This is a genomic window from Colwellia sp. BRX10-4 (assembly GCF_014077465.1).
Classification (GTDB): domain Bacteria; phylum Pseudomonadota; class Gammaproteobacteria; order Enterobacterales; family Alteromonadaceae; genus Colwellia_A.
The window spans coordinates 1-14,214 of record NZ_JACGVZ010000005.1 but is presented as its reverse complement, the minus strand read 5'-3'; the positions used below and the strand labels follow the sequence as shown (position 1 = coordinate 14,214).

Genomic DNA, 14,214 nt, shown 5'->3' with positions numbered 1-14,214 from the left:
AGATTGTCATATTAGCGTATTTTTACAGTTAGATTGTATAACCAATAATTTATAAAGTAATTCATTAGAAAATATATCGCAAAAAACTTATCTCTAAAGTCAGCAATGCGCACAAAGTGATCATATTTATTAGTGGTAAACCTAATGTTATTCAGTGGTCGCAGTAAATGTTATTAGGTGACAGTATTAGATGATAATGACTGGCAGTTCTGATGCAATTAGGTGGCACAACTGATGTAATTGTCCACATTAAGCACATATTACTTTATTTTTCCCATTTAGCTTGGCGCTATATAGTAATTCATCAGCAGATTTCATCAGCTCTTCAAATGTTTTTTGTTCAATTAATGATGTAAGACCTGCACTAATCGTTATACTTCGACTTACTGGAGAAAAGTCTGTTTGTGAAATACTACTGACTACCCTTTCCATAACTAACTTTGCTTGAGTTATATCTGTATCGCATAGAAGAATCACAAATTCTTCCCCTCCCCAGCGACCAAAGTAATCTTGCTTTCTAATTATTTGAGTTGTGATTGAAGAAACCTTTTTCAACACTTCATCGCCAACATCATGCCCATAGGTGTCATTAATTGACTTAAAATCATCAATATCAATAAGAGCAACACATAAAGTTGATAAGTCAGTTTCTCTCCGTTGGTTCATGATGTTTTTGGCAACACTATTAATGTAGCGCCGACTGTATACATTGGTAAGTTCATCAGTTTCAGCTTGCTTCTTATGGATGTTTTTTTGCGACCAAATAAAGTAGGTAAAAATACTAATCAAAATCAATATTGTAATTGAAAATATTAATATATTAGTCCTTTCAGATACTTGTTTTTCAGAAAGCTGGATACTCTGTTTTAAACTTTGGTTTTGTAAGTTCGTAATAAGATTGTATGTATCTGAAGACTGTGCAGTTAAAAACCTTTGAGTTGACATACTCTCTGATAAATAAAAGTATTCTTGGGCAAGTTCATAATTGTTAATTTTTATAAAATATAAAGTCAAAAAATCTAATAGCTTTTCATCTTTATTTTTATTTAGGGTACTTTGCCTTGCAAGTATATTTTCAACCATTTTTTTTGCGCAATTTATATCTCCAACTTCTAAACATGAGCGACCATAGCGATATTTAAACTCGGTTATAGTTACGTGTGACTGCTTGGAATCCAATAATTTAAGATTCTTTCGAAAGAGTTTCATTGTTGTCAGGTAATCCTTTTTTAAAAAACTCTCTGTTGTAAGAATATCCAATTCCCCAATCTGATAAAGGTGACTTTTCTTAAGGTTGGAGGGGGCATTCTGGTATAATCGGATATACTCACGTGCCTTATCAAATTCATTAAACCTTAAATACCCGATTGCAATATACGAATAATGGATATATAAACTTTCTAAAGAATCTTCATATTTAGCAGCTTGTTCTAATGCTTCAATATCTAATCGAAAAAGCCCTAATTGATAATATTTATTAGCAATATAGTAATATCCCCATGAATTTAGTCCTCTATCTTTAGGGTGGGTAGCTAATATTTCTTTTATGTCACTAATCCTACTTAGAAAACTTGATTTTTCACAACTGACCGTTTGGAAAAGATTTATATAAGGAGTCAGTTTTCTTTCGGACACCCCCTCTAACTCTTCTAATAAGTCGCAATATTCGTTCTTATTGTAAAAAGGATAGTCACCAACACTTAGTTGGTAGCTATATATTAAGTTAGGTAGCATATTTTTATAATTGTAATTGGAAGTAAGTGCTTTTTTGACGCTTGGAGTGAGTTGCTTGAATTGTTGATTAAAGAAATATTCTGAGTCTCTATTACTACAATTAGCGAATTGAAGTTTACCTGAAGTGATAATGAATCGACTCAGTTCATCTAGGTTTTCTTTTTTAAGTAATAAATTGTCATATACTTCTTCTATTTCAGGGTTTTCAAGACATAAATTATAGTAATTATCAGTTGTAATCTTAATTATATTATCTAAATCAGTTGGATTTGCTTTAACATTAAAAGAAAATAACAATAATAAAAGAAAGCTAAACTTATGTTTAATCATTTAATTGTTCAAAAAGGCATAGAGTAAATCCATCTTAGTGTGTTTTGCTGATTGCCTCAATATATTCCCCTAAGTTTCAGGTCGGCTGATAAGTTATACATTGTAGAATAAGTTGGTAACGTCGATCACTTCTCAATAAAAGTCTCTATCTATATTGCGATTTAGCTGAAAATTTGTCGCATGATAATAAGATCTAAACCACTCATAATGTCTCAAACTTTATTGTCACGATTCAGCTGTCATTTTATCAGTAAAAGCTCATGTGAATAGACATCACTAGTGAAATTTCTAGACATGAAATGAGATTGAAACGTTTTATGTAATATTCACTATTGCCACAAAAAAGTCATTAATACTTATAATCATAACGGTAATTTTGAGCTACTGAGCGGTCGTTAATTATTATTTAAATCACCAGATAACAAGCATTTAGATACTAAAACAGACTCTTTAAATTTATGATGTAAAGTGCATAAATTCGTAGATACCAATTATATGAAAGGTATATCTAATTTAGCAAAACTGTTATTATTCAAAAACGAAACAAAATGGATATTTAAACAAATAAAGGAATGCTTAATGATAGTTTCTAATAAAAAAAGGTTACTCGTACCTATATTTTCAAGTGTTGTATTAGCATCCTGTGGTGGAGGAGGCTCTGAAACATCTAATACCCCTAAAGAAATTCCTCCTGTAGTCATCACCCCTGTAGAGCAAAGCAGTTGGGTAGCGAACAATGGGCATATAGATTTTATTAGTTGTATATCTTCTTGTGATATTTTAGTAAAAGTAGACAAATCAGGCGACTTGATTACTTACGACCTCAGTGAAGATCACACAATACCTTTAGCTACTGAATTTCACAATGTAAGCTTGGCACATTCTAGTTCGAGTCAGAGCTATTATTCAGATAATGAAATAACGCAAAGAGGTGTCGGTGGTAATGAAGTTAATAATTCAACCGTAGATGTCATAAATGCCAACTCAAATTTTTTTCATAAAATAGATAACACTGCATGGACAGTTAGCACTTCATTTCGCAGATCAGAATACGGTCAGATTATGAATAAAATAGAATTAAGTTATAGCGTATCTGTCTCAGGTGATGTTGATGATGTGATATTAAAATGTAATTACCGCTCAGACGTTATTACAGATGGCTTATGTACTTATTACAGCAGTGATTATGTTATCGGTCACGACTTCGATGAAAGGATCAAAAAATTCGATACCATGAACATAAATACGTTAGATCAAGATTGGGCTGTGTTAATACAAAATGAATTCTTGGGTTACATGGGTATTCTTTAATGTATAGAACCTAAATACATGTCAAAAAAAACAAACAAAAACCACTTTAGTCCCGTATTTGCTAATAAATACTGGACTGATGAAGAATCGGGGTGGGCTTACAAGTATTACTACTACTGTAAGTATAGATGCTTGGTGATAGATTCACATAAAGATAAAGGTAAGACTGCGTGGGGTTATGAATTAAATCTTTACCCACAGTCATTAGAGGATCGTCTTGATGTTGAATTGGAGAGCGACAGTTCGAAATTATATGAAAAGCTAATTTCAGGTGATTTATTGTCTACCGATGAACGTATGAAATGGGGACAGTTCATAATTACTCAAGCCCTACGAACGCCAAGCTTCTTCAAATATCGAGACTACATTGAAGATACCAATAACGGAGATCATTCATATAAAAATACTTTACTTGGTTGTGCATCGTGCGAAGATAATAAATATATAGCATTACGTAATTGGATTATTCTAGAAGCGCACAGTGATGACTTTTTTATACGGACTGATAACCCTATTTACATGACCGGATGCCTTGATAACACGACCACAACAATATTTTATCCTTTAACTCCTAACTTGTGCTTTATAGCATGCTCTTATGTTGAGACAGTTTTGTTGCCAAAAGGTATGGAATTACCTTTTCCTAAGCAGGAATTCTTGCAACTTGAAAAAGGTGACGCAAACCATATCAACTTCGAATTGCTCAAATCTGCTAGTAATTCAATTATTCTCGCTAAAAAAAATGATAGTAGTACATTTAGTAAAATGGCATTGGATATGCTCGGTCATTTCCCTCAAATACCATTTATGTTGTCATCAGCGAGTAATTCGCTTGCTGAAGCTGATTTAGTAGAAAAGCTGACAAGCATCATGTCTGTAGTTGATGGGGTGGAATATCCAAGCTGTAGAGAATACCTATTTAATCCATTTTATGGTGTAGAGTTTTCAATGGGAGTAAACCCATTTTCAGTCTTTGGTATCACAAATAATGGGGTTTCCGACCAGATATAAAATTAATTCACTATTGACCTAATGGAAGCAATGATTGGTGAAGCAGATGTTAGAATAACAAGCGCTAATGTCAATGCGCACTTTCAATACGGTATTTCTTCTGACGTTTCAAAAGTTTTAAACGCTTTGCACTACCTTTCTTGTGCTCAATCCCCCAATCTCGAACATTCTGCACAATTAGAGTGATGCAAGTCGTTAATCTGAGTGCTTTGCATCACCTTTTTTGTGACGACCTCAGATGAGTTACATTGACTTGTAGCTTTCAGCCGCATTAATAGTTAGAAATACTGATCACGGCATCCTTTTTTAGTAGGAAATAGTGATAACGACGTTTATTTTATCGCCCTTTATTGATAAATAATGGTCGACTTGGCATCTTTTGACTTCAAACAGCAACGTTAAGCGACTAATTACAGCTGTTTTGTAAAAATTATGAAGATATTTTTTAGCAGGAAATAGTGATGACGAGAAACTTTTGACCGGGTATAATTTGAAGTAGAGTCGTTTGCAGAACATTCACTAAGCGCACAAAGTGATCGTTAATACTTTTCAGTCTCGACAACTTCTCAGCGAGCATCAAACCGTTGACGAAAGATCGATTTGGTTCGGAAATATCATCTACTGAAGGTGTTGATTCCAATGGTTCTAATTGTCGAGGTAACCTCATTTGTAATGTCTATTCACACCACCCAACTGTTTAACGTCCATTTGAGTAACTTGATATACACAAATTACTACACACGATCGTACCATTCATCAAATTTATCAATTACTCGATTATGGTAAAAAGTTTTATTAATACTGTTAGGGTTTTCTGGATCTAACCTTCTGACTTTACAGTATTTCTCACCATCTATTTTTAATGAACGCATATGATTATGTAATTTAGTATTTTGTTTAAAGTTTGTATATCGTTTTTTAAAAATAGCTATTATTTCATAGTAATCATTAGGATAATTCCTAAGAGCTTCTTCTTCTGAAAATACTATTTCAGGGGCTTCTGGATCATTTGTTAGTCTAACCTGTAAGGCTTCATCTGCCGTAGTCTTAACAAGCTTAGTTTTTAGCTTCAATGAAATAGCGAAATTAGGATCGTTGCAGTTTTCTTCTTCTTTCTCTATTTTTTTCAAATACGAAAGAAGGTTACTTTTGACCTGATTATCAATACTAAAGCTAGTAACATCAGATAAATGGAAGAATGACACAGGCATTAAATAAAAGTTAAATTGTGTAAAGTCATAACTAAACCAATTCATTGCTAAGGACATGAAATTTTGTAGCGATGCAGTTCCTATTTCTTGAATTTGGATACTTAGCTCTACATCGTCGTGAATAAAATGAACAGAGTCATCCCTAATATTCAAAAGTAATTTAATATTTAACTCTACTGATTTTGGGATATCTTTGGTTTCAATCAAGCGATTCATAGCTTGAACCGTACCAATTGTTTTAGCATTGCCACTAGGAGTTATGACTGTTTTACCTTTATTTAAAAAATAAATGGATTCACGATTGTCGTCGTTATCCTTTACCAGCTTAGCTTTAAGTATAAGTTCCCACGCATTTACCATTAATATGGAAAATGTTTCCTCTCGATATTCGAAATTAGGTTTGTTATAAATTTCAATGGCTGATATACAGGCTGAAATGGCTTTATCTACAAGTGTTTGATAAAAATATTTTTCAATCACAATATTTTGGCTTTGATGTTGCCTAAATGTGACTTCACTGTACTTTGAAATTAATTCAGTGACCGAATAACCATTTTCATTTTTAACTAAAATTTTTGACCATTTTTTTCTCAAGTAAGTTTTGACAGTCGATAAACTCCACCCTGAGCTTTCAGCTAACTCTGTAAGCTGAAAGCTTGATTTTGATGAATATTTTTCAGATAAGAATATAAAGGCTTTATCTACTTGATTCCATTTATCGGCTACCACCGTAATCTCCTTTGTATATAACAGTTTTTTTAGACGGGCAAAATCCCTTTTTCTACAGTCAATTAACCGTCTGATTGCTTTATAACATAAATAAAAATACCTTTATAATTCAAGTGTATCAAGCATTTATTGGATTTCTTTAGCCAGTATTTGTAGAAAATATGTTTTTCGGGTGAAATAAGGATAAAAATTACTATTCAAAATAGCTTCTTTTGGCCTGTATTCTTGTTATTTATGACGCCAACTAATATTTAATAAACAGCATCGTGACAGATACATTAATATTTTCAAATTTACTCACAAGTTTGATTCTTAATAATATAGTTAAAAAATCCGCATTCTAATAGATGAAGTAAATGATGGTGTGGTCTCTCAAGTTAGCATTTGCATTTTTCGAGTTTTTGGATATTACCACTTTAATTATTATGGCAATTACTCTCGATTTAATAATCTAAAAACACCATGAATCTTACCTACACTATCTATATATTCACGAAATTAACGAGGAGTCTGATGGTGTTTAAAAGCAACTCACAGATGAGTTTTGAAGATGTTTATCCTAACTGGCATGTGGATTATGGCTTTATTCAAAATCTAAGTTTAGACGAATTACTCGTACTACATAGCAAGGTGACTTTCTATCCAAAAACTAGCCCCCTTTATTGGGAGTTATTAAAAATTGATATGGAAAAGAGCACTAAATGAAATTAGGTATTTACGGTGTTTTAATGTCGCATGGTTATTCAGTGTAGTTTTCATAATCTTTTAGCAATAACTTCCTGAAATCATCGCAATTAACTATTGGGCTTTTCCTTAATCTATCAAAGCGGTTTCTGAACGTGCTTTCTTTAGCGCTGATTTCATTTTCTCTTCCACGATATTTTTTTGCCATCTCAGTAAACTTCATGCCATTTATCCTATCCAAAAATGTTTGAATAATATCTTTTTTGACATTATTTTCAGAAAGGTAATTTCTCACATTCTCAATAACTTCGTCACTAATTGTTGCTGTTTCTATATGTTTAATCGCTTTTGTAGAAAGCCATTCATCATCACACCCTTTACTCTCAAAATACGCTCTGCAAGCTGCTCCGGGGTTATGTTTGTAGCTTTCATCTGGTTTAGCGTTTCGTTTTGCTCGCTCAACATCATAGAAATTACGTTTTTTGCGACAAAAAGTATTTACAGCCTCAAGCATGTAGCGAACTAAGTATGTTTGCTTAGCCCCCATAGTATCGAGTAAAGTTTTTTGTTCTTTATACCGAACTAATTTTTCCAAACCATAATTTGATTCAGGTTTTTCAAACTGTCTGCTAAAGGCTTTTGTTGTACCTTCAAGATAGTCAATTAAAGATTTATCAACTGAAGTTTCCCCCTTATTAATGTAGCTTTTTAGCCCAAAACTTAGATTATCTCTAATCACCTTTTCATACTTTATAGCCATTAGTTCGAAGTCTAATTCGTACTCTTTTTTTAATCGTTCAAGTTCAACTTCACCTATCAGTTTTGCTCTGGCAACGGCTCTCTTTCTCTGCTTTCTATTTATTTCTAATTTTATTTTTGTTTTTTTTAGTGTTTCAGCAATTAGCTTTTCTTGATTATTCATAGTGAAAATTAACGACTTGATTATTTAATGCATTAGTTTGTTTATTTTGTACGATTCCCAAAAAAAATACACCCCTTTATATTCGTGAGAAGTTGATTTTTAATAATTTTTATATTTGTGCTATTTATTTTTTTTATACACCCCTTTAAGAGTAAGAAGGTAAGAAATCAGTTATTAGACTTTATATATATTAGTGACTTTCATGTTTTAAAAGCAAAAATAATTCTAAAAGTCAATTATATAAAGTTTATTAAGTTGCTGATAATTATCGTTATATTTGATCTTTTTTGATTTGTTTGCTAGACCATTATGAAGTGTTTAATTTCAAAAAGGTCATCAGATGAATGTAAGTGTTAAAAAATTAAAAATCAATTTTAGCAAAAATAACTATCAAGAGGTAAATCACGATGGCTGCACCAAGACAACTGAAAAAATACAGATCTGATCGACAGGTATTATTGTTCCAGTCGATTAAAAATGGTCGCACCATGTGGGCTGAAAGCCAGCTCGAACGAAATTCGTTGCGCTATCTTGAGTATCTGGATGATGTTGTCTCTTTTGAAGAGCAACCTGCACAGTTTGCGTATATCGACGATAAAAATAAAGAACGAAATTACACGCCTGACATTAAAACCATCAACAAAGATGGCGTAGAAGCATATCTTGAAGTGAAGCCTCAGGTTTTTACTAAATCACGCCGTGCTAAAGAGCGTTTTAATCACCTAAGGATGCTATTTACTGAGGTTAAAGGTGTTGACTATTCATACCTTACAGACGCTGTCGTGTACGAAGAAAAACTAACTAAAAACCTCAAACAAATTCATCATTTTAGAAAGCTGAGCTTGTCAAAAATCAATATTTCAAACCTTGTGGTTGAATTAGGTAAGTCTCCGTCATTCGGTGAGCTTATTCAGTACCTTAAACCATTAGGTTTCGTCAAAAAATACGCACTCTCTGTGTTAGGTAATCAAATATATAAATTCGATTACAAACAAGAGCTTAATGAACAAACACTTCTTACACTTTCAGAGGCATAAATTATGAACGATATTCAATTTCCAACTAATCAAGAAATCGAGTTATCTGGTCGCCACGGTGTTGTTCGATACACCCAAGGTAATATTGTCTTTGTAGAGTTTGGTAAAAATAATTTCCAGCACTTTGATCGTCAAAGATTGATTGATGCTGTAAATGACCATCAGCTAAAGTTCATTGATAAATCCGTGGAGGTACGATGCTTTGCTTCTCTTACGGATAAACAAGAAAAAGAAGGTGAGCGTCGTCTAGCTTACTGTGAGGCATTCGATTGCCTTGCAAATTACAGTGCTGGAGATGAAGCTGAAGGTAAGTTAATCGAAGTATACGAGGCCATAAAGTCTGTCCACCCTAAAAAACCATCATTAAAGACCATAGGCAATTGGTTACGAGTATGGCGGTCACATGGCAAGGATATAAACCTACAAGTCGTTACCTCTAAAGCTGGCGGTCACAGGATGTCTTTTGAAATGGAGGAACTGGTTAAATCGGCTATTAATAAACACTACCTGAAGACCCATCGCCCTACGAAGGCTGAAGCATACATTAAGTTAAAAAATACATATAAAACTAAAATCAAGCAGTTTTTAGGGCAAAAATTACCTTGCTTGCGAACATTTGAACGATACATCGAATTTTCATTACCTAAATATGAAGTTGATTTAAAACGTTACGGAAAAAAGCACGCAAATATGGAAAACCGTGTTGCTGCTGAGATGTATAACGTACTTCAACCGTTAGAATTAGCAGAGATGGATGGTGCCGAATTCAACATTGGTTTACTCAATGACGATGGTAGCTTTGCAGGTAAAGTCACTATTTTCGCTATCATCGATGTTTTTACCCGCTGTATTCTAGGTTATACCGTACAAGTAGGTGCTGTAAAAGAATCTGCCGCCGCTGTCATTCATACGTTATCTCATTCAATGCGCTCTAAAAAAGACCCTCATAAATACCCTATGGGCGGCATTGCTCTTAATTATGCTTTTGATAATGGACCGGGGTTTCAAGCAAAAATGACCAAGAATTTTTTAAATAACCTTGATGTTGAATATACCTATTGCCGTTCTAGAAGAGCGACAGAAAAACCATTCATAGAGCGTTTTTGGGGAACAGCGAGAACTAAGTTCTTTTCAAAGTGCTCTGGTTATTTAGGTAAACGTAAGTCTGAAATTATTCCAGAAAAAACCATTAAACAAGCGGCTAAGTTAACCGTTCACCAATTTATGGTGATGTGGGATGACTATGTTCAGAATGTCTATCATCACAACCCCCATAGCATGATTAATAATTGGACTCCTGCCGAAATGTGGGAAGAGCATGCTGAATCTGATGCGATTATTACGATGTCAGACCATGATGAGCGCTTAAAGCTTCGAGGTATCGCTAAAGAATTGACTTGCAGCATAAACAGCGGTGTTCAACATCGTCGCCAGCGATTCCACTCAGACGAGCTTGCTGCATTGGTTCGTCAAGAAGTTAAAAACACAGGTAAGAATAAATTGAAATTAGGTGTTTTGATTGATTATTTTGACGCCTCGGCTTTAACTGTTATTGATTCATCAGGTGCATTGATTAATGTACCTAATGTTAATAAAACGATAAAACTTGATACAGGCTTCGCAGAATTAAAAGCTTTAATTAAGCAGCGTCAAGACGAGGAATTCCCTGAGCCTATCTCCGAAATAAAGGCCAATAACATCATTAAAAAACATCGTAAAAATGGCACGGTGGTCCCTCAAGATTCTCTCATTGCAGAAAAGTGTATGACAGAGAGTGAGCCTGAAGATGAAGTTAATATAGATAGCCCGTTAGAGTCGACTACCAGAGGAAATAATTATGATTCAGAAGATTTTACAGATGAATATGAGGAAGACTAACATGGAAATTAAAGCACCAAAAAACGAGCATGAATTGCTTGAAAATACACGTGATTTTCTTAGGTACAGAATGGTTACTGGGGATATGAAATTTATATGCTCGGAGTTAGATATATGCCGGGCTACTCATTCTACTTCATGCGTGCGCTCTATGGCTTTAGTTGGTCCATCAGGTGTCGGTAAATCACATTGTATTAAGAAATACAAAAATAGTAATCCAGATTATGTTGATGATAATCAGAAAGTCATTCCTGTACTTATTGCCAGTCTGGCACAAAAATCGACCACAAAAGTGTTAATGATAAAGCTTTTAAGCAGTTTGACCGGGTGTGGAAATATTACAGGGACGGAAAGCCATATTCGAGCACGCTTGATATCTAGATTAAAGGCGAGCCGAACAGAGATTGTTTTTATTGATGAAGCCCAGCACTTAGTCAGAGAAACATCAGATATAGCGGCACAACATGCTGCTGATGCTATCAAATCACTTATGGATGAAGTTCGGTTGCCAATCGTTTTAGTGGGCATTGAAAGCTTAAAACCGCTAATTTACGGAAAAGCAAAGTTCGAAGCTGAGAAGCAGATGATCCGTCGGTATCGGAAGTTACATGTTATCACTCCCTATGAGAGCAAATCAGAACAATGGGAGAAGATAATGACAAACTATCAAAGAAAGTTAAATGTAGATGCTGACCTGATATCAGACAATATGCTTGAAAGGATGCATGTAGCGACTGATGGTCTATTTGGAAATATCAAACCTTTATTTTTTGAGGCGTTACGATTGGCCGGTGCTGATAATAAAATCACTCAAGATATCTTAGCCAAGGCTTATGAGGTTTTTCAGCCTACAAACCCACTCGCAATCAATCCTTTTCAAGCGAGTATTTCTGAACTAGAAGCTACGATAACGTTAAAGCTTGGGATGCTAAAAGAACAGGGTGCAGCCTAATGGATCTATTGACTAAATTACCCATAGAGGCAGGCGAATGCATTAGAAGCTATGTGATCCGTTTAGCTGTAGCAAATGATTACGATACGGTAACTCGCTTCTTTAATGAAACAAGTAACGGTAAAAAATTGAGCATCAACGGCAGTCAAGAAAGTATTACTGAATTTGTTAAATCCTTAGATATAAGGTTAGAGCACCAAAGCTTTCTGCCAGCAACACAGGAAATTAAAAGGGCGATTGGCGTTGAATTCATGATGCACGAAGAACCACATGTATGCCCTCACTGTTTGGTTGAAAAGGATGGTGTTGAAGCTAAGTGGCAACTACTACAGTTCACTCATTGTGACGTTCATCATTGTGAGCTTATAACTGATTGCCATTGCGGAGAACCGTTGGAGTGGAACGAAACGCTACTTTCATATGGCTGTTTACATTGTTATTCACCTTGGAGCGAGATAGCAGGAAAAATTGAGGTTAAGGTTTTGCCATCTTATGTTAAGTATTTCTCCTTATTACCTTTTGATAAAAGAGAAGCTTATTTAGAAGATATGATGACAGCGGCTATTAGAGCTTTACGACCCTTCGATAGCGTACACCACAAAATACAAAAGTTACGTGATTGTAAGGTGAATTGGACTGATTTAATGGCGCAAAGCTTTAAGATGTTATCTGATAGTTCAACGATAACTCAATGGATACAAAATTTAGCTTTTAAACGAAATCACTATAAAACCCTAGGTGATATTGCCGTATTTTACCCCATATTTACGTTAAAAGACCGTTTGTATTCAGACTGGTTAATAAAAGATTATAAACTGAAATTCAGTGCAGTTACCCCTTCATCAAAGCTTTTAAGTTCACATGCTTTCACATCCTGTAAAGCTAGGAATTCATCTGCACTTCTAGAATCTACAAAAGAAGGGGTAAAAACCCAGTTAATGAATCAAGTTGATCAAGTTTCATTTGTAAAAATGACAGGGTGTAATATTAATATTACCCGTAAAATATTCAAGATGAAATCAATTAAAATGTTATCTGAAACTGGCCGTGGACGGTATGCATTTATTAATATTGATTCATTTGTAAGTAAATTAGAATCGATGAATTCATTACCATTATCTAGTGCGGTGTCGATTGAACGGTTTGAAGGATTACTTTCAACCTACGGCTTATCACATGAAGATGCATGTATAGAGGTTTTAAATGCTAATTTACCTGTACACCTTAACCCTTTTGCATCTAATTTCATTTCATCCTTTCAGGTGGACGAAGTACAATTTTTAGCGTATTTAGAAGAGGAATATATCAAAAAAAATAATTTTTCGTTGAGTCATACCTCTCGTCTTTTAAGGATCCCTAGAGATAAAATAAAACGCTTTGGTCGCATGAAGTTGCTTGAAGAGTTACTTGCTCCTAAAGGACAATATTTATTTTCAGGCACTTCTATTGCAAGATTTTTAGCGCAATATGAATGCTTAGAGCGATGGGCAGACATTCATGACTTATGCTTAACCAAAGTATATAGAGAAGTTTTATTTCAAGATATCAAGCCTGCATTTAGCCCATTTGTTTTTGAGAAAACAATAGCACTAGTCAATTTGTTGAATAAATTGCACGGGAGTCAATGGGATCATCCTGAGCAGCTTACTTTAGTCATGTGAGACGAGAGTGAAGATGACAACCTGATATTAAGCCTGACTATTTTGAGTGGCTATTTAAGTTGAAAATTGTGAATCAAAGGGATCCCTTTATTCATATAAGCCTATTTCCTTCTCTGTAATCGCATTAACATTATTTATTTCATCAAAGTTAGATACTTAAACCCTCAACTGTGAATAGACATAAGTAGTGAGGTTATCTCAATAATAAAGCTAAGCGAAACAAACTATTTCAGTAGTGATGCTTCTAGAGCTAAATCGAAGTATAAGTCCTTAGGTTGGAATTCACTCATAAGTTGTCGAGACTGAAACACAGTAATGATCACTTTGTGCGCATTAGAGACATTAACTTTAAATATTTTTCCATATATTTTCTAATGAATAATTTGTGTCATATTACTGAGAAGTCTTAGTAATAATCTAAAAACACCCAGATAACATCCTAATCCATTGATTTTATGCGTAATAGCCTCGAATTTTATATTGGATATTACTGAGAAGTCTCAGTAATATCCAAGTTCTGACAAAAATACAAAATTTGTATTTCCTAAAGCCATGAAATTATGGGATATTAATGTTAATTAAATAATATTTATGGGACGGACATTACTGAGAAGTCTCCATAATAAGCTGTTAGGCATATAGGAGTTTCATCTTGTTTCGAATACTTAGTTTAGTTTTAATCGGGGCGCTGTCTGGGTGTGCTAGTACAAAAGATGCAGAGAAAGTATCTGAATATATTTCACCAATTCAAGCA

At 34.1% G+C, this 14,214-nt stretch carries 11 protein-coding genes; 8 read left to right on the top strand and 3 right to left on the bottom strand.

What is annotated here, in order from left to right; all coding sequences use genetic code 11:
- Nucleotides 1–249: 249 nt before the first annotated feature.
- A complete protein-coding gene (locus H4J67_RS06115; protein ID WP_182203204.1) occupies nt 250–2,064 on the bottom strand; it encodes a diguanylate cyclase in 1,815 nt (604 codons plus the stop codon).
- A gap of 579 nt (nt 2,065–2,643) precedes the next feature.
- Between H4J67_RS06115 and H4J67_RS06110 the strand changes: the two genes are divergently transcribed.
- The 3 genes from H4J67_RS06110 to H4J67_RS06100 are packed head-to-tail and all read left to right on the top strand — an operon-like array spanning nt 2,644 to nt 4,572.
- On the top strand, nt 2,644–3,375 hold the full coding sequence (locus tag H4J67_RS06110) for a hypothetical protein (RefSeq protein ID WP_182203202.1): 732 nt from the start codon (nt 2,644–2,646) through the stop codon (nt 3,373–3,375).
- Between the two features lie 18 nt (nt 3,376–3,393).
- A complete protein-coding gene (locus H4J67_RS06105) occupies nt 3,394–4,386 on the top strand; it encodes a DUF4238 domain-containing protein (protein WP_182203201.1) in 993 nt (330 codons plus the stop codon).
- A gap of 30 nt (nt 4,387–4,416) precedes the next feature.
- Nucleotides 4,417–4,572: a hypothetical protein gene (locus tag H4J67_RS06100; RefSeq protein ID WP_182203199.1), complete on the top strand. Its 156-nt coding sequence runs from the start codon at nt 4,417–4,419 to the stop codon at nt 4,570–4,572.
- Between the two features lie 548 nt (nt 4,573–5,120).
- On the opposite strand, the gene H4J67_RS06095 is transcribed toward H4J67_RS06100, so the two are convergent.
- Nucleotides 5,121–6,326 carry a DUF3644 domain-containing protein gene (locus H4J67_RS06095; RefSeq protein WP_182203197.1) on the bottom strand — a complete coding sequence of 402 codons (1,206 nt, stop codon included), beginning with the start codon at nt 6,324–6,326 and terminating at the stop codon, nt 5,121–5,123.
- A gap of 513 nt (nt 6,327–6,839) precedes the next feature.
- On the opposite strand from H4J67_RS06095, the gene H4J67_RS06090 reads away from it, so the two are divergent.
- On the top strand, nt 6,840–7,031 hold the full coding sequence (locus H4J67_RS06090; protein ID WP_182203195.1) for a hypothetical protein: 192 nt from the start codon (nt 6,840–6,842) through the stop codon (nt 7,029–7,031).
- Nucleotides 7,032–7,065: 34 nt separating this feature from the next.
- On the opposite strand, the gene H4J67_RS06085 is transcribed toward H4J67_RS06090, so the two are convergent.
- The gene (locus tag H4J67_RS06085) at nt 7,066–7,932 is read right to left on the bottom strand and encodes a hypothetical protein (protein WP_182203194.1); all 867 of its coding nucleotides are present in this window, start codon (nt 7,930–7,932) and stop codon (nt 7,066–7,068) included.
- A gap of 407 nt (nt 7,933–8,339) precedes the next feature.
- Here H4J67_RS06085 and H4J67_RS06080 point away from each other — a divergent pair, with 407 nt between their 5' ends.
- From H4J67_RS06080 to H4J67_RS06065, 4 genes are read left to right on the top strand one after another with little or no spacing between them, the layout of a single operon-like run.
- Nucleotides 8,340–8,969 carry a TnsA endonuclease N-terminal domain-containing protein gene (locus tag H4J67_RS06080; RefSeq protein ID WP_182203192.1) on the top strand — a complete coding sequence of 210 codons (630 nt, stop codon included), beginning with the start codon at nt 8,340–8,342 and terminating at the stop codon, nt 8,967–8,969.
- Nucleotides 8,970–8,972: 3 nt separating this feature from the next.
- Nucleotides 8,973–10,847, top strand: coding sequence for a DDE-type integrase/transposase/recombinase (locus H4J67_RS06075; protein ID WP_182203190.1), 1,875 nt, complete (start codon nt 8,973–8,975; stop codon nt 10,845–10,847).
- Nucleotide 10,848: 1 nt separating this feature from the next.
- Nucleotides 10,849–11,799: a TniB family NTP-binding protein gene (locus H4J67_RS06070; protein WP_182203189.1), complete on the top strand. Its 951-nt coding sequence runs from the start codon at nt 10,849–10,851 to the stop codon at nt 11,797–11,799.
- Nucleotides 11,799–13,460 (top strand): TniQ family protein, encoded by a 1,662-nt coding sequence (locus H4J67_RS06065; RefSeq protein ID WP_182203187.1) that lies wholly within the window; start codon nt 11,799–11,801, stop codon nt 13,458–13,460. Before H4J67_RS06070 ends, H4J67_RS06065 begins: the two co-directional genes overlap by 1 nt.
- Nucleotides 13,461–14,214: the final 754 nt, after the last annotated feature.